19 protein-coding genes are annotated in these 23,251 nt (G+C 68.9%); 10 read left to right on the plus strand and 9 right to left on the minus strand.

What is annotated here, in order from left to right:
- Positions 1-2: 2 nt before the first annotated feature.
- Positions 3-857: a sensor histidine kinase gene (locus tag RXV79_RS13775; protein ID WP_316698172.1), complete on the plus strand. Its 855-nt coding sequence runs from the start codon at positions 3-5 to the stop codon at positions 855-857.
- Between the two features lie 4 nt (positions 858-861).
- The gene (locus RXV79_RS13780; protein ID WP_316698174.1) at positions 862-2,856 is read left to right on the plus strand and encodes a hybrid sensor histidine kinase/response regulator; all 1,995 of its coding nucleotides are present in this window, start codon (positions 862-864) and stop codon (positions 2,854-2,856) included.
- 42 nt (positions 2,857-2,898) lie between these two features.
- On the opposite strand, the gene RXV79_RS13785 is transcribed toward RXV79_RS13780, so the two are convergent.
- The 4 genes from RXV79_RS13785 to RXV79_RS13800 all read right to left on the minus strand — a co-directional run bounded on the left by RXV79_RS13785 (position 2,899) and on the right by RXV79_RS13800 (position 6,204).
- The gene (locus RXV79_RS13785; RefSeq protein WP_316698175.1) at positions 2,899-3,291 is read right to left on the minus strand and encodes a Zn-ribbon domain-containing OB-fold protein; all 393 of its coding nucleotides are present in this window, start codon (positions 3,289-3,291) and stop codon (positions 2,899-2,901) included.
- Between the two features lie 2 nt (positions 3,292-3,293).
- On the minus strand, positions 3,294-4,463 hold the full coding sequence (locus RXV79_RS13790; RefSeq protein WP_316698177.1) for a thiolase domain-containing protein: 1,170 nt from the start codon (positions 4,461-4,463) through the stop codon (positions 3,294-3,296).
- Positions 4,464-4,741: 278 nt separating this feature from the next.
- A complete protein-coding gene (locus RXV79_RS13795) occupies positions 4,742-5,359 on the minus strand; it encodes a TetR/AcrR family transcriptional regulator (protein WP_316698179.1) in 618 nt (205 codons plus the stop codon).
- A gap of 68 nt (positions 5,360-5,427) precedes the next feature.
- Positions 5,428-6,204 (minus strand): class I SAM-dependent methyltransferase, encoded by a 777-nt coding sequence (locus RXV79_RS13800; protein WP_316698181.1) that lies wholly within the window; start codon positions 6,202-6,204, stop codon positions 5,428-5,430.
- 77 nt (positions 6,205-6,281) lie between these two features.
- Here RXV79_RS13800 and RXV79_RS13805 point away from each other — a divergent pair, with 77 nt between their 5' ends.
- On the plus strand, positions 6,282-7,361 hold the full coding sequence (locus tag RXV79_RS13805; protein WP_316698182.1) for an AI-2E family transporter: 1,080 nt from the start codon (positions 6,282-6,284) through the stop codon (positions 7,359-7,361).
- Positions 7,362-7,369: 8 nt separating this feature from the next.
- On the opposite strand, the gene RXV79_RS13810 is transcribed toward RXV79_RS13805, so the two are convergent.
- The 3 genes from RXV79_RS13810 to RXV79_RS13820 are packed head-to-tail and all read right to left on the minus strand — an operon-like array spanning position 7,370 to position 11,555.
- On the minus strand, positions 7,370-8,314 hold the full coding sequence (locus RXV79_RS13810; protein WP_316698184.1) for a HupE/UreJ family protein: 945 nt from the start codon (positions 8,312-8,314) through the stop codon (positions 7,370-7,372).
- Positions 8,311-9,150, minus strand: coding sequence for a peptidylprolyl isomerase (locus RXV79_RS13815; RefSeq protein ID WP_316698186.1), 840 nt, complete (start codon positions 9,148-9,150; stop codon positions 8,311-8,313). Before RXV79_RS13815 ends, RXV79_RS13810 begins: the two co-directional genes overlap by 4 nt.
- Complete coding sequence (locus RXV79_RS13820) at positions 9,147-11,555, minus strand: hypothetical protein (RefSeq protein ID WP_316698188.1); 2,409 nt, start codon at positions 11,553-11,555, stop codon at positions 9,147-9,149. Before RXV79_RS13820 ends, RXV79_RS13815 begins: the two co-directional genes overlap by 4 nt.
- A 234-nt stretch (positions 11,556-11,789) precedes the next feature.
- Here RXV79_RS13820 and RXV79_RS13825 point away from each other — a divergent pair, with 234 nt between their 5' ends.
- From RXV79_RS13825 to epsE, 7 genes are all read left to right on the plus strand, one after another.
- Complete coding sequence (locus RXV79_RS13825; protein ID WP_316698191.1) at positions 11,790-12,416, plus strand: putative 2OG-Fe(II) oxygenase; 627 nt, start codon at positions 11,790-11,792, stop codon at positions 12,414-12,416.
- Positions 12,409-13,167, plus strand: coding sequence for a hypothetical protein (locus RXV79_RS13830; protein WP_316698194.1), 759 nt, complete (start codon positions 12,409-12,411; stop codon positions 13,165-13,167). Before RXV79_RS13825 ends, RXV79_RS13830 begins: the two co-directional genes overlap by 8 nt.
- The gene (locus RXV79_RS13835) at positions 13,160-13,594 is read left to right on the plus strand and encodes a hypothetical protein (RefSeq protein WP_316698197.1); all 435 of its coding nucleotides are present in this window, start codon (positions 13,160-13,162) and stop codon (positions 13,592-13,594) included. The genes RXV79_RS13830 and RXV79_RS13835 overlap by 8 nt, the downstream gene beginning before the upstream one ends.
- Positions 13,595-13,706: 112 nt before the next feature.
- The gene (locus tag RXV79_RS13840; protein WP_316698200.1) at positions 13,707-15,695 is read left to right on the plus strand and encodes an MHYT domain-containing protein; all 1,989 of its coding nucleotides are present in this window, start codon (positions 13,707-13,709) and stop codon (positions 15,693-15,695) included.
- Between the two features lie 116 nt (positions 15,696-15,811).
- Entirely contained in the window at positions 15,812-17,017 is a 1,206-nt protein-coding gene (locus RXV79_RS13845; protein WP_316698202.1) for a GGDEF domain-containing protein, read from the plus strand.
- Positions 17,004-18,161 (plus strand): GGDEF domain-containing protein, encoded by a 1,158-nt coding sequence (locus tag RXV79_RS13850; protein ID WP_316698206.1) that lies wholly within the window; start codon positions 17,004-17,006, stop codon positions 18,159-18,161. The genes RXV79_RS13845 and RXV79_RS13850 overlap by 14 nt, the downstream gene beginning before the upstream one ends.
- A 215-nt stretch (positions 18,162-18,376) precedes the next feature.
- Positions 18,377-19,774, plus strand: a complete 1,398-nt coding sequence (gene epsE / locus RXV79_RS13855; protein WP_316698208.1) for a polysaccharide export protein EpsE — start codon at positions 18,377-18,379, stop codon at positions 19,772-19,774.
- A 7-nt stretch (positions 19,775-19,781) separates the two neighbouring features.
- Here the strand turns inward: epsE and RXV79_RS13860 are convergent, their stop codons facing one another.
- Positions 19,782-22,676, minus strand: coding sequence for an adenosylcobalamin-dependent ribonucleoside-diphosphate reductase (locus RXV79_RS13860; RefSeq protein WP_316698211.1), 2,895 nt, complete (start codon positions 22,674-22,676; stop codon positions 19,782-19,784).
- Positions 22,677-22,833: 157 nt separating this feature from the next.
- Positions 22,834-23,193, minus strand: coding sequence for a group I truncated hemoglobin (locus tag RXV79_RS13865; RefSeq protein ID WP_316698213.1), 360 nt, complete (start codon positions 23,191-23,193; stop codon positions 22,834-22,836).
- Between the last annotated feature and the right edge of the window lie 58 nt (positions 23,194-23,251).

Consider the following 23,251-nt stretch of genomic DNA (forward strand, 5'->3'; position numbering starts at 1 on the left):
CCATGGCCGACGAAGACTTGATCGCCCAGCTGCGCCAGCAGGTGCAGACCTTGCAAGACGAGCTGGAAGAAACCAATCGCGGCGTCGTCGCCTTGTATGGCGAACTCGACACCCAAGCCCACCACTTGCGCCAGGCCACCGAACTGAAGAGCCGTTTCCTCGCCTACATGAGCCACGAGTTCCGCACGCCGATCTCGACCATCCGCAGCCTCTCGCGCCTGCTGATCGACCACGTGGACGGCCCGCTGACGCCCGAGCAGGACAAGCAGGTCCGCTTCATCCAGGGCACGGCCGGGGAGCTTGCCGACATGGTCGACGACCTGCTCGACCTGGCCAAGGTCGAAGCCGGTCGTGTCGACATCTCGGAAGCGTGGTTTGAACTCGTCGACCTCTTCTCAGCCCTGCGCGGCATGTTCAAGCCCGTGCTGACCAACCCCGACGTGACCCTCGTTTTCGAGGAGCCGCAGCAGTCGCTGCCCATGTACAGCGACGACAAGAAGCTCTCGCAGATCCTGCGCAACTTCGTCTCGAACGCGCTCAAGTTCACCGAGAAGGGCGAGGTGCGCGTCTCGGCCACCCGGGTGGGTGACGAATCGATCACCTTCGCCGTGGCCGACACGGGCATCGGCATCGCCAAGGAATTCCAGCACGCGATCTTCCAGGACTACGTGCAGGTCAACTCCCCCATCCAGAAGCGCCTGCGGGGCACGGGGCTTGGCCTGTCGCTCAGCAAGAAGCTCGCCGAGCTGCTGGGCGGCTCGGTGTCGCTGCAGAGCGAGCTGGGCAAGGGATCGGTGTTTTCCGTCACGCTGCCGCTGCGCCGCCCCGACGCGCCGGCGCAACCCATCGCGAGGTGACGCCATGACCCTCGACACCCATCGCAGTGCCTTGCCGCACCCGATCGACCGCACGGCGCATGAACTGCTCGTCGTCAACGACGACCCGGCCAGCCGCTATGCCACGGTGCGCACGCTCCAGAACGCCGGCTTTCGTACCCGCGAGGCCTCCACCGGCCTGACGGGGCTCGAGGCGATCGACGAAAGCATCTCCGTGGTCGTGCTCGACGTGCACCTGCCCGACATCGACGGCTACGAATTGGTGCGGCGCCTGCGCACGCGCGCCGATACCGCGCGACTGCCCGTGCTGCACCTCACCGCAGCCTTCACCAGCGACCAGGACAAGGTGCGGGGCCTCGACTCCGGGGCCGACGCGTACCTCACCCACCCCGTCGAGCCGGCCGTGCTCGTGGCCACCGTGCAGGCTCTCGTGCGCACGCGTGCGGCCGAAGAAGCCATGCGGCGCGGCGAGCGGCGCTTTCGCGCCATCTACGACCAGGCACCCGGCGGCATCTGCCTGCTCGGCGAGGACTACCGGGTGCGCGATGCCAACGCGAAGATGCTCGACTTGCTGGGCCGGGGCTCCGCAGAGGTGATCGGGCAGGAGCTCGTCGCCTTCGTGCCGTCCCCCTGGGACAACAACCTTCGCGCCTGGCTCGGCGCCCCTCAGGCGGGGCACGGCAAGGCCGAGTTCCCCGTGCGCACGCCCGCAGGCGTCGAGGTGCAGCTCGCGTGGGTGCTGTCGCGCGACGTGGAGCCCGGCCTGCACATCGCCGTGGCAACCGACGTCTCCGAGCGCAACCAGCTCGTGCATCAACGCCAGCAGCTGCTCGACAGCGAGCGCATGGCGCGCACCGCCGCCGAACGCATGAGCCGGATGAAAGACGAGCTCATCGCCGTGCTCTCGCACGAGCTGCGCACGCCGCTCAACGCCATCATGGGCTGGACCCACGTGCTGCAGAAGCGCGGCGGCGATGCGACCTACACCCGCGGGATGGCCGCCATCGAGCGCAACGTGCGCATCCAGGCACGGCTGATCTCCGACATCCTCGACACCTCCCGCCTCAACATGGGCAAGCTCATGCTGTCGTTCGAGATGATCGACCCGGCCGCCTTGTTGACCGAAGCGCTCGCCGCCATGCAAGACACCGCGGCTGAGGCAGGGGTCTCTCTGCGCGTGAGCCTCCAGCCCCGCCATCGCCCCATCCGCGCCGACGGATCGCGGCTCCAGCAGGTCATCTGGAACCTCGTCAGCAACGCGATCAAGTTCTCGCCCCCTGGCACCGAAGTGCGGGTCGAGCTTCGCGACGAGGCCGACGCGCTGCACCTGTCGGTGATTGACCAGGGGCGCGGCATTTCCTCGGCCTTCCTCCCCTATCTCTTCGACAGGTTCACTCAGAGCGACGCGGGCAGCAACCGCAAGCGGGGCGGTCTGGGGCTCGGCCTGTCGATCGTGAAGCAGTTGGTGGAAGCACACGGGGGTGTGATCACCGTCCAGAGCGACGGCGAAAACCAAGGCGCCCGCTTCGACATCGTGCTGCCCTACGACACCGGCCTGCAAGGCAGCTCCGACCCGGTCACGGCTTTCGACGAGGCCCTGGCCGACGAAGCCGAGGGCGGCCTCAATGGCGTGCGCGTGCTCGTGGTCGACGACGACGCCGATGCGAGCGCCATGCTCAACATCATCCTCGCGGACCGCGGCGCGCTGGTCGAGATGGCATCGAGCCATGACGACGCACTGGGTGTGCTGGAGCGCAGGGCGCCCGACGTGATGGTCAGCGACATCGGCATGCCGGGAAAAGACGGCTACGACCTGATCCGCGAAGTGCGCCGGCGCGAGACTTCCTCCGGGCGCCGCCTGCCTTCGATCGCCCTCACCTCGTTCACACGCGATCAAGACAAGCAGCACGTGCTCGAGGCTGGATTCGACCTGCACTGCGCAAAGCCGCTGCAGCCGCTGCAGTTGGTGCAAGCCGTGGCCACGCTGGCACGGCGCGGTGCGTCGCGGGCTTCGAGCTGAGAAGCTCCGCCACGCTCGGCGCAACCGCCGCTGTCGAGCTCTTCAGGTCGGCGTGAAACACGGCACTGGCGTGCCGTCTTCGCTCGGCTTGAACACGAGCTTCACGCTCTGCCCAATGGCCAGCGCATCGACGTTGCAATCGACCAGGTTGGTCATCATCGTCGCCCCTTCGGCGAGCGTCACGTAGGCCAGCGTGTACGGCGGGTCGACGCGCCGCATCGGGCTGAAGGCATAGATGACGCCACGGCCACTGCCGGCCACCCATTCGGTGGCGCTGCTGAAGCAATGCGGGCACACGGCGCGCGGGTACCAGTGCGTCTTGCCGCAGTCGGCGCAGCGCTTGAGCATGAAGCGGCCTTCGCGTGCGGCGGCGTAGAAGGTTTCGGCCTCGGCGTTCATCGGCGGGCTGGGAAGGGTTCTTTCTGTCGTGCTCATGTTCATTCACGCTCGAGGATGATGGTCGAGCTGCCGTGGCGGCTCGCGAGGTTGCCGCCGGTGCCGGTGGCCAGCGCCAGGCTGCAGTTCTTCACCTGCACCGCGGGGTGCGCCTCGCCGCGCAGCTGGCGCACGGCTTCGATCACTTTCGTGATCCCGCCGCGGTTGGCCGGGTGGTTGTTGCACAGGCCACCACCGTCGGTGTTAAAGGGAAGCCGGCCCACGCCAGAGATCAGGTTGCCGTCGGCCACGAAACGGCCGCCCTCGCCTTTCTGGCAGAAGCCCAGGTCTTCGAGCTGCACGAGCACGGTGATGGTGAAGCTGTCGTAGACCGAGGCGTACTGGATGTCGGCCGGCGTCACCCCCGCTTCGGCAAACGCACGCGGGCCCGAGATGGCGGTGCCGGAGACCGTGAGGTCGATCTCACCAGGGTGCGGAAAGCGCACCGTCTCGCCACTGCCGATGAGCTTGACCACCGGGCGCTTGAGCTGCCGCGCAATCTCGGGCCGCGCCACGATGAGCGCGCCGCCGCCATCGCTCACCACGCAGCAGTCGAGCCGGTGCAGGGGGTCGCTGATGATGGGGGAGTCGAGCACGTCTTTCACCGTCACCACTTCGCGCAGCATTGCGTGCGGGTTGTGCTGTGCGTGGTGCGACGCGGCCACCTTGATCCACGCCAGCTGTTCGGGCGTGGTGCCGTATTGATGCATGTGGCGCTGCGCGACCATGCCGTAGCCGTTGACGGTGGTCAGCCCGAAAGGCGACTCCCAGGGCATGTCGGGCGCGGCGGCACTGCGCACACGCGGGGCGGTGCCGGTCAGGCCCTCGCTGCGTGGGCGGCCGGCGAGCGTGATGAGCGCGACGTTGCAACGGCCGGCCGCGATGGCGTCGGCCGCGTGCGTGACGAGCGAGATGTACGAGGTGCCGCCGAGGTCGGTGCTCTCGGCGTGCGTCACCTTGAGGTTCATGTATTCGAGCATCGAGGTCGGGCCCATGCCGGGGGCGTCGCCCGAGCAGAAGTAGCCGTCGATGTCGTCCTTGGTGAGGCCGGCGTCTTTCAGCGCGCCAGCTGCCGACTCGGCGTGCAGCTGGGCAACGGTCTTGTCGGGCGCCTTGCGTGTCGGGTGCTCGTAGGCGCCGACGATGCAGGCCTTGGCGGGTCTTGCCGTCATCGGGGGTCTCCGTGAGATGGACCAGCCTTCATTCAAGCGCGCGCCCGGGCCGCGCGCCGTCACCTGCACGACGCCCGTTCTGGCCGGGGCAACTCCGGGCCTTGCGTTGCGCCCTGCGCTGCATATACTGTTGTTTCATACAGTACTCGCGAAAGGCACCCCATGAATGCCCATCTTCGACAGAACTACCGCCCTGCCCGCCGCGTGCCGTCGTGGCTCGTGCACCTGTGGCGCTGGCTCTGACCCGGTAGCGCCATCGCGCCGCGGGCCCACCGAGATCAGGCCACGAGCATCCGCCGGATCGTCGCCACGATTTCCGAGCGCAGCTTGCTCTTTTGCACCTTGTCGTCGAGCAGCGCCTGTGCGGCCACCCCCCGCAGCATGCCGAGGATCATCACCGCCTGCGCTTCCGGGTCGAGGTCCTTGCGCATCTCGCCTCGCTCGATGCCCAACCGGATCTGATTCGCATAGAACTTGCGCGAGGTCGCCGTGAACGCGCGCATGTCTTCGAGCAGGCTGCCCCCGCCCACGATGGCCTCGGTGAGCATGACGTTCACCGCACGCGAGGCCGGGCCCGTGCCCGAAAGGTAGAGCTCCACATTGGCGATCAGCGCATCGAGCCCGGGCTCGTGGTGCGTCTGCTGCTCGGCATCGACGAAACGCTGCCGGAGCGACTGCGCCACCACCCGCAAAAAGGCCTCGCGGCTGCCGTAGTGGTGCGACACCAGGCCGCGGCTATAGCCCGCCATCTCACCCACCTCGCTGAGCGTCATGCCGTTCACGCCCTTGCGGCCGATGAGTTCCACGGCACTGTCGAGCAGCCGCTGCTCGGCGTCTTGCTTGCGTTCGGTCTGGGTGCGGCGTTTCGGGGGCGTGGCGGGCGTGCGCGGCGGCATGGGGCGGCGGGGTCTTGTTCTGGAGGCCGGGAAGAATAACCGCAGGTATTCGCGGCCCCGATCAGCGCTTACCCACGATGCGCCACCACCAGCTTGAGCGACCCTTCGAAGCTCGGCTGCTGCCGCAGGTGGCCGTGGCGGCGGTCCCACTCGCCGCTGTCGAGGTCACGCCGCAGCGCGTTCACAAAGCGCTCCACCACCTCTGCCGACACGAAGCTCCATGCTGAACAAGCCTGGCGCGCGCCAGGGTCGAGCAGCCGCTCGGGCCGGCCGTAATAGGCCTCGCCGAAACCGTCGCTGCACGCGAGCGGAATGGGCACCGGCCACACCTCGACGCGCCCGCCCAGGTGCGATGCGATCTCGTCGATGCGCGGGAAGCGCTTCGCCTCCACCTCGATCGCCTCTGGCGCGTAGTCCTGCAGCCAGAAGCGGTCGAGTTCGTCGGGCGCACAACTCATCACCACCACCGGCCCGCGCGTCACGCGGCGCATTTCGCGCAGGCCGGCGCCAAGGTCGGCCCACTGGTGCACGGTGAAGGTCGCCATCGACGCATCGAAGCTCCCGTCGGCAAACGGCAGCTGCTCGGCCTGCGCATCCACCGCCACCGGCAGGTGCGCCGGCCGCTGCGCCCGCATCGAGGCCGAGGGCTCCACCGCCGTCACCGCCAGGCCCTGCGGCTCGTAGGAGCCGGCGCCCGCGCCCACGTTGAGCACCGTCTTCGCATCGCCCAGGGCTCGCCGAATGAGCGCGGCAATCTGCGCCTCCGGCTGCCGGTAGTTCACGTAACCCGCACCGATGCGGCCGTAGTTCGCATCGCCTGCGCTGCCATCGCGGTGTCGTGCCATCCGGTGGGTCTCCGTGCTGCTTGGATGGCAGACATCTTATGCACCATGGCGGGAACGTCGATTGCCCGAGCGGGGCAATGCAGACAGAAGACCTCCAACGAAAAGCATTCGTCGCCCTGCTGGTGGCCGTGTCGGCCGCCTTCCTGTGGGTGATCTTCCCGATGTTCGGAGCGGTGTTGTGGGGGGTGACTTTCGCCATCCTCTTCACACCACTGCACAAGCGCCTGCAGGCGAGCTTGCGGCTCAAGCCCACCTGGGCCGCCGTTCTCACCACGCTGCTCGTGCTGCTGCTGGTGGTGCTGCCTGCAGTGCTGGTCTCGGGCATGGTGGTGCAGGAGGCGAGCACGCTGGTCGAGAAACTTCGCTCGGGCGAGATCGACCTCGGCGCCTACTACCGCCAGTTGATGCGCGCCTTGCCCGCCTGGGCCACGCGCCTGCTCGAAGGGGCCGGGCTTGGCGATCTGTCGAGCGTGCAGGAACGGCTGAAGCAAAGCGCGGCCGGCGGCTCGCAGCCCATCGCCAAGCGTCTGTGGCTCGTGGGCCAGGGCACGCTCGATTTCGCCGTCAACTTCTTCGTGATGGTCTACCTGCTCTTCTTCCTGCTGCGCGACGGGCCGCGGCTGATGCAGCGCATCCGCCACGCCACGCCGCTCGACCCGGCCGTGCAGGCGCGCCTGGCCAAGAACTTCAGCGCCGTCGTGCGCTCCACCGTCAAGGGCAACATCCTCGTGGCGCTGCTGCAAGGCGCGCTCGGCGGCGTGGCGCTCTTGGTGCTGGGCATTCCGGGCGCCGTGCTGTGGGCGGTGGTGATGGCCTTCCTGTCGCTGCTGCCAGCCGTGGGCGCGGCGATGGTGTGGGGGCCGATCGCGATCTACCTGCTGTCGATGGGCCAGGTGGCGCAGGGCGTCGGCCTCATCGCCTTCGGCACGCTCGTGATAGGCCTCGTCGACAACCTGCTGCGCCCCATCCTCGTGGGCAAGGAAACGCGCATGCCCGACTGGGTGGTGCTCATCTCCACCATCGGCGGCATGTCGCTCTTCGGCATCAACGGCTTCGTGATCGGGCCGGTGATCGCCGCCCTCTTCATCGCGGTGTGGGACCTGACGACCGACGATTCGAGCGCGACGCCCGAGCCCTCGCAAAAGCCGACGCCTTAGCGCAGCCCTCAGGGCAGGATCGCCACGATGCGCCCGATCGACCAATACGCCGCGATGGCCCCCATCGCATAGAGCAGCAAGGGCCGCGCCTTCGGCGAAGCCGGCCAGCGCGCCAGCAGCCTGTGCAGCGCGAAGGCAGCGACCACCACCATCAGCTGCCCCAGCTCCACACCCGCATTGAAGGTGACGAGCGCCACCGCGAGGTGATGCTCCGGCAGGCCGATCTGCTGCAAGGCGCCGGCAAAGCCGAGGCCATGCACCAGGCCGAAGAGAAACGCCACCACGGCCGGCCAGCGGCGCGAGAGCGTCTGCTCCTTGTGCAGCGCCTCGCCGGCCACCAGCATGATCGACAGCGCGATCGTCGCCTCGACCGGCGGCGGGTTGAGCACCAGCCAGCCGAGCGTGCTCAGCGCGAGCGTCACGCTGTGTGCGAGCGTGAAGGCGGTGATGGTCCAGACCAGGCGGCGGTTGAAGCCCACGAGGAACAAGAGCCCCAGCACGAAGAGCAGATGGTCGAAGCCGCCGAGGATGTGTTCGACCCCGAGCACGCCATAGGCCCACACCACCTCGGCCGCGCCGCGCTTGTCATCAGCGGCGCCGTAGAGCGGCACCGACGATTGCGCCGCCGTGAGCGTGTAGACGCGCAGTTGCCCGTCGAGCCAGTACACCTTCACCAGCACGGCCGAGAAGCGCTTGCCGACGCCCTCGATCCCGAGGTGGCCTTGCAGGCCGTGTGCGCCACAGCGCAGCACGCCGTCGGCTTCGGCGCAGCCCTCGGGCCACACGAGGCGCATGCCGCTCTCGGGCCGGTTGCCTGCGGTCCACTGCCAGAGGAATTCGTTCGGGCTGGCCTGGCGCAGCTCCATCTCGGCCATGCTGATCTCGTGGGCCCAGCTCGCCATGCTCGCCAGGCACAACAGCAGCGCGAGCACGACACGTTGCAAGGCCTTCATGGCGTGGGCGCCTCCACCTTCACGGTGTACTTCTTCGCCAGCTTGCGCACGGCGGCGCTGCGCTGCTCGGCCATCACGCTGTCGGTCCAGTCCTGCAGCACCACGTTGCGCAGCATGTCGAAGGAGGCCTGCCGCGCAGCCGCCACGGCGTCGAGCCGCACCACCTTCCAGCCGTCGCCCTGGCGCAGCGCCTGCCAGCGGCCTGTGGGCAAGGCCTCCAGCGCCTGCGCGAACTCCGGCCCGTAGCTCTGCACGATGGTCGGCAAGGGCCGGGCCTTGAACACGTGCAGCCCGGCTTTTTCATCCGAGGGCGTGCCGGCATTGAGCGCGGCGGCAAACGCGGCCGCCGTGGCCTCCGACGCATCGCCGGCCAGCGCGGCCTCTTGAAAATCCAGGCGCGCCGGCTCGTCGTACTTCACGCGGTTCTTCTCGAACCACGCCTTCAGCGCGACGTCGTCGACGGGGGGCCGTTGCAGCCCGGCGTTGACCATCGACAAGGCCTTGAAGATGACCCGGTCGCGGATCGCCTTGTCGCCCTTGTCCATCTGCAGCGCCAGGCCCTCGCGGTACAGCACCTCGTTGTCGAGCCACACGCGCCGCAGCCCGTAGAGCTCGTCGCCGGTCGGCGCGCGGCCGCGCGCGTCGCGGAAGACCTTGACGGCCTCCGCGTCGACGGCCGCGTCGACCACGATCGTGCGCGCCTCGTCGGGTGCACCGTTGACCGCCCGGTCCAGCCCGAAGAGGGCCGCCCCCAGCACGATGAAGTGCAGGAGCGGCTCACGCCACCAGCGCACGCGGCGGGCCGCCGCGGCGCCTGTCGCGTCTGCGTTCGTCACTTGGCCGCCGTCAGCTGGCCGTGCTCCGACGGCACGCCGATCACGCGCACCCCACCCGCCACCTCGACGAAGATCGGGTTGCTGTAGAACCACAGGTCCGACCACGCGGCCACGTCGAAGGCCACCATGCGCTGGCCGTTGACGGTGGGCAGGTGGTTCGGGCACCCGTCGATTCGCGGCTGGCCCACGCCGGTGTAGAGCGCGCCGTTCTCGGGCACGTTCTTGCCGACGGTCTTGCACGGGATGCGCAGCATCGCGAACTCGGGGAACTCGACCGCGCTGCTGTTCTTCGCCGTGATCGAGCCCGAGTTGGTCCACAGGTCCGACAGCGGGTTGCCGGCGGTGTCGGTCTCGAAGGGCACTGCCGGCGGCAGGTTGGTGCCGCGCAGGCGCACGTATTGCGACGACTGCACGCCGCGGATGCGCAAGCTCATGACCTTGAACTCCCGCTCATGGCGCGGGCTGCTCCAGTTGGCGCCGGTGAAGGTCTTCACGACCGCGGCGGTCTCGTTCTTCGCCGCGGCCGGCACCGTGGCCAGCGAGCGAAGCTGCTGTGGGTTGGCCATGTCGACCCAGTCGTCAGGCCACGCACCGGCGTAGTCGGCCGCGCCCGGTTGGCGCAGGCCTGTGACCTTGCCGCGGATCACGTCGATGTGGTCGAGCACCGGCTCGTCGATCAGCTGGGTGATGCCGACCTGCTGCAGCGACGGGTTCGGGAAGCTGTAGGGCGAGTAGTTCTTGCCCTTCGGGTCGCGCACGGCGATGGCGACCACGACGTCGGAGCCCGGCTTCACGACGAGCTTCTCGCCCATCGTCGCGCAGTTCGGCAGGCCCTTGTCGTCGGTGTTGTGGGCGGCAGCCTTGAGCGCCATCGCCTCGACGGCGGCCTCGCCCAGCGCTTCGAGCGCGCGGCCACTGGCGTGCGCCACGCGCGGCGGCACGGCACAGGCCACGAAGGCCAGGCGGTCGATCAGCTGCCCCGAAGAAGCCCAGTTGTTGCCCGTGCGAAGGCCGTCTACCACCATCTGCGGGCTCACCTGGCGCACGTCGGTCTTGCCGTGCTTCACGAACGTGTAGTTGCGCTGGTATTCGCCGGGCCAGAAGTCGTTGTCGCTGCGGCGGTCGTCGACGCTGAAGGCGCCGCGGGAATGCCAGTCGGAACTGGCGAAGAACCACCAGTTGCGACCTTCGCCGAGCAATGCATCCCACACACCGCCGACCTGCGCGGCATAGACGCCGGTGCCGCCGAACGTGGTGCCGCCGACGGAGTCGAAGCGCACGCCGCCGATGTTGTTGCGGCGTGGCGAGTATTCGCCGCGGCGGTCCGAGGCGCCGTGGCCGGGCTGGCTCTCGAAGCCGAAGGCCACGCGCGGGCCGGCGTTGTTGAAGTTGCGAAGGTGCTCGACGTTGAAGCCGTTGTTGCCCGTCGGGTTGAACGGGCCGGCGCGCTCGAGGTGGGCCGGCACGTAGTAGCTGCCGTCCGGGTGCTTGGCCGCCATCCACTTGATGGACTCGACCGTCTTCGCATGGCCGAGTTCACCGGAAGCACCATTGAGCTTGGCGGCGGCGATGTTCCAGTCGGGGCTGCCGCTGTTCGGGCTGCCCGGCACCGAGCAGTCCCAGTTGTTGCCGACGCCGGTGTTCACGTTGCCCGGCTGGGTGGTGGTGTTGCCACGGCTCGTGTCGCTGTTGCCGCGGTCGAAGCAGTACAGCCATTGGGCCAGCCCATTGGCATTGCCGAGCGGGCTGTAGCCCGCGGTCTGGGGCAGCTTCTGCTTGTAGATGGCCGCAGGCATCTGCCCGGTGACGACCGCCATCGAGGTGTGCTCGTGCCCGGCAACGACCGACTCCACGCCCATGAAGAGCGGCTCGTTGCGGTAGGCGGCCAGGTACTCGAGCAGCGGGTACTGGTAGGTCTGGATGGCGTTCCAGCGCCACATGTTCTGGTTGGCACCCGAGCCCGACTGGTCGCCCTTCGGCACGACGCTGGGGTTGGTGTTGCGCCAGGTGGTGGTCGGGCCCTGCAGCGTGGTGCCGTCGGCCGCGTAGACGAGCGGGTAGGCGGGCGTGGCGAGGCTCGCGTCTTCGGCGAGCGTGCAGTTGCGGTTGCCCGTGCCGCCGTGGCCGGCCTGCACGAACCAGTCGAGGCCCCAGGGCGTGGCCTCGGTGCGGTCCATCGACTTCTTCACCTTCTTCTGCAGCGACACGGCGCCGTCGGAGCAGGTGCTGTGGTTGTGGAAGTCGCCCGCGAGGTAGGTGCCGGACTTGCGGTCGGCCTTGTGGTCGTGCGGTCGGTCGTGGTCGGGGCCGTTGGCGCCTGCGGCGGTGGGCGCGCTCATCAGGGTGGCGGCGCCGAGTGCGGCCACGGCGAGTGCGATGTGGCGTTTCTTGAATTCGAGGCTCATGGAGTCTCCAGGAAGGTTGTGACGTCTGAGGAATCTGTCTTGTGCTACGACGCCTGCCGGACCGCACAGTCGATCGTCGGCCGCGATGCTAGGAAGCCCCTGTGTCGACGTCGTGACAAACGCACGGCGCTGCGCGCGGGCGCGCATGACAGGTTTGCGTGAAGCGCTCGTGACGGCCCCTGCCCCTCGGTCGGGTTTGGCCATCGGCACGCATCGGGCCGGAACAATCCACCGATGCACGATGAAGTCTTCGGCCTCTTTCCCATTCCCGTGTTGCGTGCGCCGGGTGTGCTGCCCCACGATCTGGTGCGCAGCCTGGTGACGCATTTCTCGTCGCGCACAGACCTCGCCAACAGCTCCTCGCCCAACCTCAGCCACACCGCATTGCTGAGCCCGGCCGACAGCCCGCTGCTCGTCACCGTGGCCGAGTTGCTCACGCCCAAGCTCGCCGAGTTCGGCGCCCTGCTCTTCGGCGAGGCGCTCGGGTGGTCGATCAAGGAGATGTGGGTCAACCTGCTCGAAGCCGGTGGCCGGCAGGCGATGCACAACCACGCCAACAGCTTCATCTCGGGCGTGCTCTACCTGACGCCCACGCATCCCGACTCGCGCACCGTCTTCATGAAGTCACCCGGTGGCAGCGAGTTCTCGTTCAAGAACGATCACGCGGGCGTCGCGACCAACCCCTACAACGCCGAGAAGTGGATCAGCCCGCAGCCCGAGCCGGGCGACCTGGTGCTCTTCCCGAGCTACCTCCTGCACGCCGTGCCGCCCAACGCAGGCGAGCGGCGCATCACGCTGGCGCTCAATGCCATTCCCACGCAGCTCGACTCCTGGGGCTACCGCATCCGCTTCGGTGGCTGACGACGCCTGCGCGCCGATCACCGCCGAGATGCAGGAGGCGGCGCAGGCCGACGCAGACCGCTTCTATGGCGACACGCCGGTGCCGCCCTGGCCCTCCGGCCATGACGACAACGCCCCATCACCGTGGCCCTGGGGGCTGGCGGGCGCCGTGCTGCTCCTCGGTGCGGCCGCGGCCTTCGTCGCCACGCGCTACGTGGACGATCTGACGACACCACGCTCCGCGCACATCACACCGACACGCGAAGCGACCTCGCCCACCGGCGACCCAGACGAAGACCTGATCGACGAACCGGTGCCTGCGTCGAGGCCTGCCGGGCAGGCGCCGATGCAGCCGGGCAGCAGGCAGTTCACGGTATCGCACCAGCGCCGCGAGTGGCGCATCGAAGCCCACGGCGCCTCGCGCCTGCTGGTGGCACAGCGCCTCGCCGAGGCCACCGGCTCTTCGTTGCGCGGAGACCTCTCGCTGCTCGACGCCACCCGGCCGCTCGATCTGCAGTGGCAGGGCCGCCGCGCGGCGCAGGCGTGGCAGGCCGTGCTGGGGCAGGAGCTCAGCTTCCTCACGCAATGCAGCGGCTCGCGCTGCCGCGTGTGGCTGCTGCAGGCGGGCAACCCCGACGACATCGTCTTTCGGCTGCCACCCCAGCGGCCGGTCATTCCGCTGCCGTCGGCCGATGCGTCCGGCGCTGCGGCAGCCATCACGACACGCCAGAGCGACAGCGCCGACCCGCGCGTCGCAGCTCACCATGACTGACCTCGCCATGCCCCGGCCCGCCCTGCTCCTCCCGTTGCGCTGGCTCGGCCTGCTGATCGTGATGGCCAGTTCCCCATCGCACGCGCAGCCCGCCATCGCGTGCCACACCGAGCAGGCCCGGCACGACCGCCTGGACGTCCGCTGCCCCTGGCCCGCCGACGCACCCCGCCTGCGCTTCGAAGCCCACTTCGCCGGCAGCCACGACGACACCACCGCCACGCTCGTCGCCACGGTCAACGGCACACCGCTCACCTGCGCGGCCGGCAGCAAGACCAGCATCGACGGCCAGGACGAAGGCGACGTGACGCTCACCTGCACGCTCACGGCCCCACCCTTGGCCCGCGGTGCGACGCACGTGCGCTTCGAGCTCCGATGGCATCACGCGCGCTACGGCGGGTTCGCCGTGCGGGTCGAGCCCGGCGGCTGAGTGCACTCGGGGCCATGCCTCGCCCCGATGCTTCCTCCCATCAGAACAACACTCCTGGCGACACGATGCTTTAAGTGCTAAAACCGGCTCCCCTCAAGGAAAGCACCCAGGCATGTTGATCGGGTACTACGAAACACCGCTGGTCCTGCTCTCGGTTCTCGTGGCCATCCTTGCCTCCTACACCGCGCTGAGCCTCGCGGAGCGGGTCTCGCGCACGCAGGGCCGGGTGGCCCGCTGGTGGATCGCAGGGGGTGCGTTCGCGATGGGCACCGGCATCTGGGCGATGCACTTCGTGGGCATGCTGGCGTTTCGCCTGCCCATCGCGCTGGGCTTCGACCTCGGCATCACGCTGTTGTCGTGGCTCCTGCCGATTGCCGTCTCGGCCGTGGCGCTGTGGCAGCTCGGTGGGCCGTCGCTCTCATGGCCGGCGCTCGCGCGCTCCGCGGGGCTGCTGGGCATCGGCATCACGGCGATGCACTACGTGGGCATGGCGGCGATGCGCATGCAGCCGGCCATCGTGTACGACCTCGCGCTCGTCGCCGCGTCGGCCGGCATCGCCATCGCGGCGGCAGCGGCGGCGTTGTGGATCGGCTTTCGGCTGCGGGCTAGCGCGTCGCCGCAGGTGTGGATGTATCGCGCAGCGGCGTCGGTGGTCATGGGCTTCGCCATCGTCGGCATGCACTACACCGGCATGGCCGCAGCGAGTTTTCCAGACAACAGCATCTGCGGCGCGGCGACGGGCGAGTTCACGCTCACGCAGCTCGCCACGGTGGTGGTGGTCGCCACCGTGGGCGTGCTCGCGATCGCGCTGCTCACGACCGTCTACGACGCGCGGCTGGAAGCGCGCACCGCGGTGCTGGCGCTTGCCGAGCAGACGGGCAAGGAGCGCCAGCAGATGCTCGAGCGCGAGCGTGCCCTTCGCCTCGAAGCCGAGCGCCTGAGCGCGCTGAAAGACGAGTTCCTCGCCACGCTCTCGCACGAGCTGCGCACCCCGCTCAATGCGGTGCTCGGCTGGGCGCAGATCCTGCGCACGCGGCACGACGAAGAGCTGCTCAAGAAGGGCGTCGACACCATCGAGCGCAACGCGCGCCTCCAGGCCCGCCTGATCGACGACCTGCTCGACATGAGCCGCATCGTCTCGGGCCGCGTGCGACTCGAACCCGAACTCATCGAGCCGTGGACGGTGGTCGAAGCGGCAGTGGAAGCCGTGCGCCCCGCCATGGTATCGAAGCAGATCGAGCTCAGCGCCGACCTCGACCGCGCGAGCGGCCGTGTGTGGGCCGACCCGAGCCGCCTGCAGCAGGTGATGTGGAACCTGCTGTCGAACGCCTCGAAGTTCACCCCCGCACAGGGCCGCGTGCGGGTGGAGCTCTGCGCCGAGCGACGAGACATCGTCGTGCGCGTGACCGACAGCGGCATCGGCATCTCGCCCGACTTCCTGCCGCACATGTTCGAGCGTTTCCGGCAGGCCGATGCGTCGACCACGCGGCGCCAGGGCGGCCTCGGGCTGGGCCTGGCCATCTGCCGCCAACTGGTCGAACTGCACGGCGGCGTGGTCGAAGTGGCAAGCGACGGCCCCGGCAAGGGCACGACCTTCACCGTGCGCCTGCCGCGCGCCTCGGCCCTCACGCCCCTGCGCGGATTCACCCGCGCAAGCGACGCCGACCCGAGCTCGCGCGAAGCAACACCCCCGCAGGAAGACCTGACCGGCGCCACCGTGCTGGTGGTCGACGATGAAACCGATGCCCGACTGCTGCTCCAGCAGATCCTCGGCGACCGCGGCGCCCGGGTGATGGTGGCCGACAGCGCGCGTGCCGCGCTCGAGGCGCTGGGCCGCGAGACTCCTCACGTGATGGTCAGCGACATCGGCATGCCCGATGTCGACGGCTTCGAGCTCATCCGGCGCGTGAGAGCGCACCCCGACCCGGGCGTCGCCAGCGTGAAGGCCGTTGCACTGACCGCATTCACCCGGTCGGAAGACCACGCCAAGGCCTTGCGCGAAGGCTTCGATGCCTTCCTGCCCAAGCCGGTGGAGGCCGGGATGCTCGTGTCGCAGGTGGCACGGCTGGCCGGGGCGAACCAGCCGCATTGCCCGACCTGAGCCCCGCCAGCGTCCAATTCCGGTGAGATTGCTCACCGCGGCCCATTCAACTTGGCGCCGCCGCGGCCGAAATCCCATGGAGGATGTGTTTTGCGCATCCCGATTGCACTGCGCCCATGCCGACCCCCCGTTCCACCGAGCCCCGCCGCAAACGCCGCCTGAAAGACAAGCTGGCCGACTGGGTGCTTGGGCCTGAAGGGCCGCAGCGGTTCAGCACCAAGGTGTCTTCCACCGGGCTTGTGACCTACGTGCCCTGCATGCTGCTGGTCGTCTACTGCGGCTGGGCCGGCCTCACGCCGCCGCAGCTCGTGGTGCCCATCGTGCTGGCGATGCTGCTGACCGTGGCAGGCTTTTATGCGGCGCTGCGCAGCGGCTGGTCGAGGCGCTTCGCCGATGCAGGGCTCATCCTTCCGCAGATGCTCGCGTCGATCACCTGGGACGCGATCGGCTACGTGCTCATGGGCGCCGCGCACGCCGGCATGTTGATGCCGGCGGCGTTGACGGTGACCTACGGCGTATTCGCCCTGCACGGGCGGGGTGCCTATGTCGTGCAGGCCTACGCAATCGTGGTCATCGGCGGCACGATGGCCGCGATGTGCGCCATCGATCCGGCCGTGTTCCCGGTGCGCGAAGCGGTGATGGTGTACACGAGCTTTGTCGTGACCGTCCTGATGCTCGGGTGGACCGGCCGCCAGATCGCACAGCTGCGCCAGCGCGAGCGCGAGACCCGGGCCCAGCTGGGCGCCACGCTCGAGCAGATCCAGCAGCGCGCCACCCACGATGGGCTGACGGGCCTGCACAACCGCCGCCACATGCAAGCGGCGCTGGCGCACCACCTCGCACGTGCCGAGCGGGATGGCGTGCCGCTGGCGTTGGCACTGCTCGACATCGATCATTTCAAGCAGGTGAACGACCGGCACGGCCATGCAGCGGGCGATGCCGTGCTCGCGGCCTTCGCGCGCATTGCCGAAGCCACTCTGCCGCCCACCGAGATCATCGGCCGCTGGGGCGGCGAGGAGTTCCTCGTGCTCAGCACGCGGGGCCTGTCGTGCGACCAGCTCCAGGCGCAGGTCGACCGCATACGCGACCGTCTGCTGCAAGCGCCGATCGACGTTCCGACCGGCAAGCTGCGCATCGACTTCTCGGCCGGCGTGGCCTTGCACCGGCGCGGCACTGCCGCAGCAGCGCTGATCGACAGTGCCGACCAGGCGCTCTATGCCGCCAAGCAAGGCGGCCGCGGGCGCAGCGTCATCGCCGGCGCCCCTGCGCTGCCGCCGGCCGGCAACCCCGACCTCCGGAGTCCCGTGCATGCAGGCGCTTGACCCCATCGCCGCGACACGATCGCCATTCGGCACGGTGAAGGCCGACGCATCGCCTCAGCGCTTCACCTGGCTGCTGGGCCACGAACGGAAGATGCGGACGTACCTCGGCCGCACCTTGATCAACTGCCTGCCGTATGCGGTGGGCACGCTCATCGCGTACTACTGCGCCTTGGTCGGCATCATGTCCACCAGCCTCGCCACCGCCCTGGTGGTGAGCCGGGCGCTCTCGCTGGTGGCCATCTATGCGGCCCTGCGCAGCGGGTGGAGCCAGCGCTTCCGCGACCCGTCGCTCGCGCTCATCCAGGTGGTGACCGCGCTGCTGTGGACCGCCACGATGTACCTGGTGACGGGCCCGCTGCACACCGCCCTGCTCCCGCTGCTGGTGTTGTCGATGGCCTCGGCCACCTTCAACCTCGATGCGTCGCGCGCACGCCTGGTCACCTGGTTCGCGGTGCTGCTGATGACGGTGGTGATGGCGTCGGCCACGCTGCTGGACAGCACCGTCTACGCACCGAAGGTCCAGTTCTGCCTGTGGGTGATCATGGCGAGCATCCTGCCGACGGGCCTGCTCAACAGCATGCAGCTCAAGCGCCTCAAGCACCGGCTGAAGACGCAGCGCGAAGAACTTCGTGTCGCCCTCACGCGCCTGCACGACCTCGCCACGCACGACGAGCTGACGGGCCTGGCCAACCGCGCGCACATGGGCGAGATGCTGGAGCAGTATCTGCAGCGCCACCGCGACGGCGGCGAAACCTTCAGCATCGCGCTGATCGACCTCGACTTCTTCAAGCGCGTGAACGACACACACGGCCACGGCGTGGGCGACGAGGTGCTCAAGGCGTTTGCCGACGCCATGCGCCGCACCGTGCGCGAGAGCGACCTGCCGGCGCGCTGGGGCGGCGAGGAGTTCCTGGTGCTGCTGCCGCAGTCGAGCGCCGACAACGCGCGCTGCGTGCTGGAGCGGCTTCGTGCGCATTTCAATGCGCAGGCGGTGTCGCCGACCGTGCCGTCGCTGCGCGCCACGTTCTCCGCGGGCCTGGTGAGCCCGAAGCCGGGCGAGACCCTCGCCATGGTGCTCGAGCGGGCCGACCGGGCGCTCTACGCCGCGAAGAACGCCGGCCGCGATCACTGCTACGTCGGCTGAGGCGGCGCGGTGCCAACGCCGTGCCCTCCGGGGGCCTGACCCTGCAAGTCTTACGTCCTGCCCGACCCAGGCGACGACTTTTTGCCTTCTCGACGTGGCTGGCGGAGCGGTCTGAAGCAGCACAGACGCGAAAAGCGCGGCATCTGGTTTGCTCAACGGACTTGTGGAAAGTGCAATCCGCACTTTTCCAGCATCGACATGGAGAGGTCCGCCCCTTGTCTGCAGCCGTGATGCGCCGTGTTCTATCTGTCCTGTGTCTCGTCCAAGCCTTGACGCTGGGGGCCTGCGCGCTCAATCAGGCACCCTCTGCGTCCGCGCCGCTCGCCAACGATTCGATTGCCAAGACGCCCTCGACCAAGGCGCCGGCGCCGAGTGCGAAGGTAAAGGCCGCAAAAGCCGCAGAAGGAAAAGCCGCTGCTGCGAAGGCCGCACGACAAGCGAAAGCCGAAGCCGCAAGGATCGCCGCTGCAGAACGAGCCGAGGCAGCGAAAGCTGCGGCGGCCGCGAAAGCCGAAGCTCGCGCAAGAGCCGAAGCCACGGCGAGGGCGGAGGCGGCGGCCAAAGCCGACGCGCTGGCCAAAGCCGCGGCCGCGGCCAGAGCCGAGCGCGTCGCGAGGGCCGTGGCAAAAGCGCGGGCCGATGCCATGGCGAAAGCCGACGCCGCCGCAAGGGCCGATGCCGAAGCACGAGCGCAGGCTGTGGCGCGATCCGAAGCTGCAGACAAAGCCGCTGCGACGGCGAAGACCGCAAGCGCGAAACCTGTCGCGCCAGCCCGCCCGCCCGAGTTCGTGGCGGCAGCGTCCCCGCCCGCCACCCATGCGATCGCGATGCCCACGTCGCTGGTGCCTCGGCCGACGCCTGCCCAGCCGCTGCCTGCCGAGCCTCGCCGCGACTACGCCGTCGCTGGGGGCGATGTTCTCCGAATATCCGTGTACCAGAGCCCCGATCTGTCGCTCGACGCACGCGTGTCCGAGAGCGGCACGATCTCCTATCCGCTGCTCGGGCAGGTGTCGGTCGGAGGGCTGTCCATCGCGCAGGTCGAGGCCGCGATCGCCCGAGGGCTGCGTGACGGCCATTTCCTCAAGCGGCCGCAGGTCGGTGTGCTGCTCCTGGAAGTCCGCGGGAACCAGGTCTCGGTTCTGGGCATGGCCAACAGACCGGGCCGCTATCCGATCGAGGTCAACGGGATGCTGCTGAGCGAGTTGCTCGCGCTGGCGGGTGGTGTCGCGCCGGGCGGCAGCGAAGTCGTCACGCTCAGCGGCATCCGTAACGGCCAGCCGTTTCGGCAGCGTGTCGACATCAACGCACTTTTCGCGGACGGCGCTGAAAGCAGCAACCCCATGGTGCACAACGGCGACACGCTCTACATCGACCGCCTGCCCAGCGTGTACGTCTATGGAGAGGTTCAGCGCCCCGGCGCGATCCCGCTCACGCCCGACATGACGCTGATGCAGGCCGTGGCCAGCGGCGGCGGGCTGACGCAACGCGGCACAGAGCGGGGCTTGCGGGTGCACCGGCGCGACGAGTCGGGCGAGGTCCAGGTGCTGAACCCCGCGATGGACGACGTCCTCAAGCCGGGCGACGTGGTCTACGTGCGCGAAAGCCTCTTCTAGGCATCCCCTAGCCGCACTGCCCCACGTAACCACAGGCGGTGCAGAAATCGCAGCCGTCCTTGTGGATCACGTTAGGGTTGCCGCATTCGGGGCACACCTTGCCGCTGATGAGCAACGGCGTGGCGCCGGGGCGGTCTTCGGGTGCTTCGAGCACGCCCATGTCGCGCACCGGGTAGCCCTCTTCGGTCAGCACGCCCAGCATGGCGTAGCGGTGGATGATGAGCCGCGCGAGGTAGGCCACCGTCGACGGCCACGTCTGCTGGCGCCGCTCGCCGTGGGGCAGGCCGGGCACGAAGGCCATGAAGTGACCAAGGGGCTCGGCATAGTTCAAGAGCTTGCGCAGCTTCATGCCGATCCAGGCCGGGTCGATCACGCGCATGTCGAGCGAGAGCACGCGCGCCAGGCCATCGAGGGCTCGCGGGTAGTTGCCCGAGAAACCCACCGCGCACGGGCGCGTGACGGCCACGCCGTCGGGGCCGGGCAGCGTCACCTCCTTCAGCGTGAGCGTGAAGGCTTCGTCGGTGGCTGGGTTGTGCACGTCGACCGCCCACGCGAGCGTGCCCGAGGGGCCGGTGTGCGGCTCGTCGCGCGCAAACATCGCATCGATCACCGGCGTGGAGGCTTTGCCGCCCAATCTCGGCAGCGCCTTGAGCTGCTCGCAGCGCCAGCGGATCACCGCGGCGGTCGCCGCCACCACGCCGGGGAAGAGGCGACGCTCGCCGTTGGGCGGGAACGGCATCTCGAAGGCCCGCTCCTCGGCCACGGTGGCCAGCACGTCGAGCTTGAGCTGCAGCCACGCTGGGTCGTTGGCGCGCAGGTCCATCGACAAGGTCTTGGCCAGTGCGCCCAGTCCACGCGGCTGCTCGGCGCCGTTGACCCACACCTCGAAGGGCTTGGGCGCGCCGTCTTCACCGGCCAGTTCGCCGACGAAGAGCGCGAACTCGCCGAACGGGTGGTGGACCATGAAGGTCCACGCGGCGTTGCCCCCGGGCAGCTCGGGCCGGCCGGGCCAGCGCAAGGACGACAGCACCGGCGCGGGCAGGCGGTCGAGCGCGAGGCGCTGGTTGGCGTCGTTGAGCGTCATCACGGCTGGGCCGGACTTTTGACCTTGGGGCGTGGTGCTCAGCACCGAGCCCAGCACCGCGTTGGGCCGGTAGGTCGCCAGCCCCTTCAGGCCCGACTGCCAGGCCTGCATGTAGAGGTTCTGGAAATCGGCATACGGGTAGTCGGCCGGCACGTTGACGGTCTTGGAGATGGCGGTGTCGATGCACGGCGCCACCGCGGCCACCATCGCGGCGTGGTCTTGCGCACTCATCTCGAGCGCCGTCACGAAGGCTGGCGTGAGCGGTGCGTCGTCACCCTTCAGGTGGCGGTAGAGGCGCCACGCGTGGTCTTCGACCGCGTATTCCTTGAAGCCGCCGTCGGGCATGCGCTTCTTGCGGGTGTAGCTCCAGCTGAACGGGGGTTCGATGCCGTTGCTGGCGTTGTCGGCGAACGCAAGGCTGATGGTCCCGGTGGGCGCGATCGACAGCAGGTGCGAGTTGCGCAGCCCGTGTGCGCGGATGCGCTCGCGCAGGCGCTGCGGCAGGCGTGAGGCGAAGTTGCCCTTGCGCAGGAAGAGGTCGGCGTTGAAGAGCGGAAAGGCGCCGCGCTCCTGCGCGAGGTCGACCGACGCGTCGTAGGCCGCATCGCGCATCACCTCGGAGATGCGGCGCGCCATCGCGCGGGCCTCGGGCGTGTCGTAACGCAGGTTGAGCATGATGAGCGCGTCGCCCAGGCCGGTGAAGCCGAGGCCCACGCGCCGCTTGTTGCGCGCTTCCTCCTGCTGCTGCGGCAGGGGCCAGACGGTCACGTCGAGCACGTTGTCGAGCATGCGCACCGACACCTTGCACAGCTTCGCGAAGCTTTCGTCATCGAAGCGCGCAGTGGGCTCGAAGGGGTCGAGCACGAAGTGCGTGAGGTCGATGGAGCCGAGGCAGCAGCAGCCATAGGGAGGCAGCGGCTGCTCGGCGCAGGGGTTGGTGCTGGCGATGGTCTCGCAGTACGAGAGGTTGTTGTCGGCGTTGATGCGGTCGAGGAAGAGCACGCCCGGCTCGGCGTGGTCGTAGGTCGACCGCATGACCTGCTCCCACAGGTCGCGCGCGCGCACCTTGCGGTAGACCCACACGCCACCGGCCTGGTGGGCGCCGCCCTCCTTTTGCGCCACGCCCGGCTCGGCGCGGTGCACGAGCGCGAAGTCGGTGTCGGCCTGCACGGCTTCCATGAAGGCGTCGGTCACACCGACCGAGATGTTGAAGTTCTTCAGATCGCCTTCGTCCTTGGCGTGGATGAACTCCTCGATGTCGGGGTGGTCGCAACGCAGCACGCCCATCTGCGCGCCGCGTCGGGCACCGGCCGATTCGACGGTCTCGCAGGACCTGTCGAACACGCGCATGTAGCTCACCGGCCCGGAGGCACTGCTCTGCGTGCTGCCCACCCAGGCGCCGCGCGGGCGGATGCGGCTGAAGTCGTAGCCCACGCCGCCGCCGCGGCGCATGGTCTCGGCCGCCTCGGTGAGCGCGATGTAGATACCGGGGTGGCCGTCGTCCACATGCGAGATGGAGTCACCCACGGGCTGCACGAAGCAGTTGATGAGCGTGGCCGACAGCTCGGTGCCGGCCGCCGACTGGATGCGCCCCGCCGGCACGAAGCCCTGGCGCAGGGCCTGGGCGAAACGCTCTTCCCACTGCGGGCGTGCCGCACCCGGCTCGGCCTGCGCGAGCGCGCGCGCGACGCGCTGGCACACGGCGGCGATGCTGCGCTCGTCGCCCTTGGCGTATTTCTCGATCAGCACTTCCTCGCTGATCTCCTGCGCCGGAAGGTTGGCGCGCGTGTGGGCGGTCTGGGCAGTGGTGTCTTGCATGGTGCGGGGTCTCCTCGTCGTCGGTGGCGCACGGTACGAGCGTGCAGCATCCGGCGTCATTGACGTGCATCAGTCGACTGTGAGGCATCGAAGGCCCTTGACCCACCGCAAGACCCCGCGCGCATCATGCGCATAGCCTCGGCACCCGCATGGGGCCCTACGTGCGCAGCACCTCCTCCTTCATCGAATAGAGCACGCCCACCACTTCGCCGACCACGGACGGCGCGTGACCCTGGCCCTGCAGCGAGGCCACGATGTCGTCGATGGCGGCCATGAATTCCTGCTCGCTGATGTTCATGCCCGCGTGCGCCGCCCGCATGCTGCGGCCCTCGTAGTGCTGCGGGCCCCCCGAGCCCATGCAGAAGAACTGCGTGCCGAGCTGCTTGAGGCGCGGCAAGTCCTTGCCACGAAAGCGCGGGGCCAGGAGGGGATTGGCCGCGTGGCGGTCGAGGGCGTCTTCGACCACGGCGGCGATGCGCTCGGCGCCGCCCAGGCGCTGGTAGAGGGTGTCTTGCATGGCGATGTCCTTGCGGGAGAAGGGTTGAGGGAAACGCCAGCATCGCGAGCGGGCGTTC

Source organism: Piscinibacter gummiphilus (genome assembly GCF_032681285.1).
GTDB classification, from domain to species: domain Bacteria; phylum Pseudomonadota; class Gammaproteobacteria; order Burkholderiales; family Burkholderiaceae_C; genus Rhizobacter; species Rhizobacter gummiphilus_A.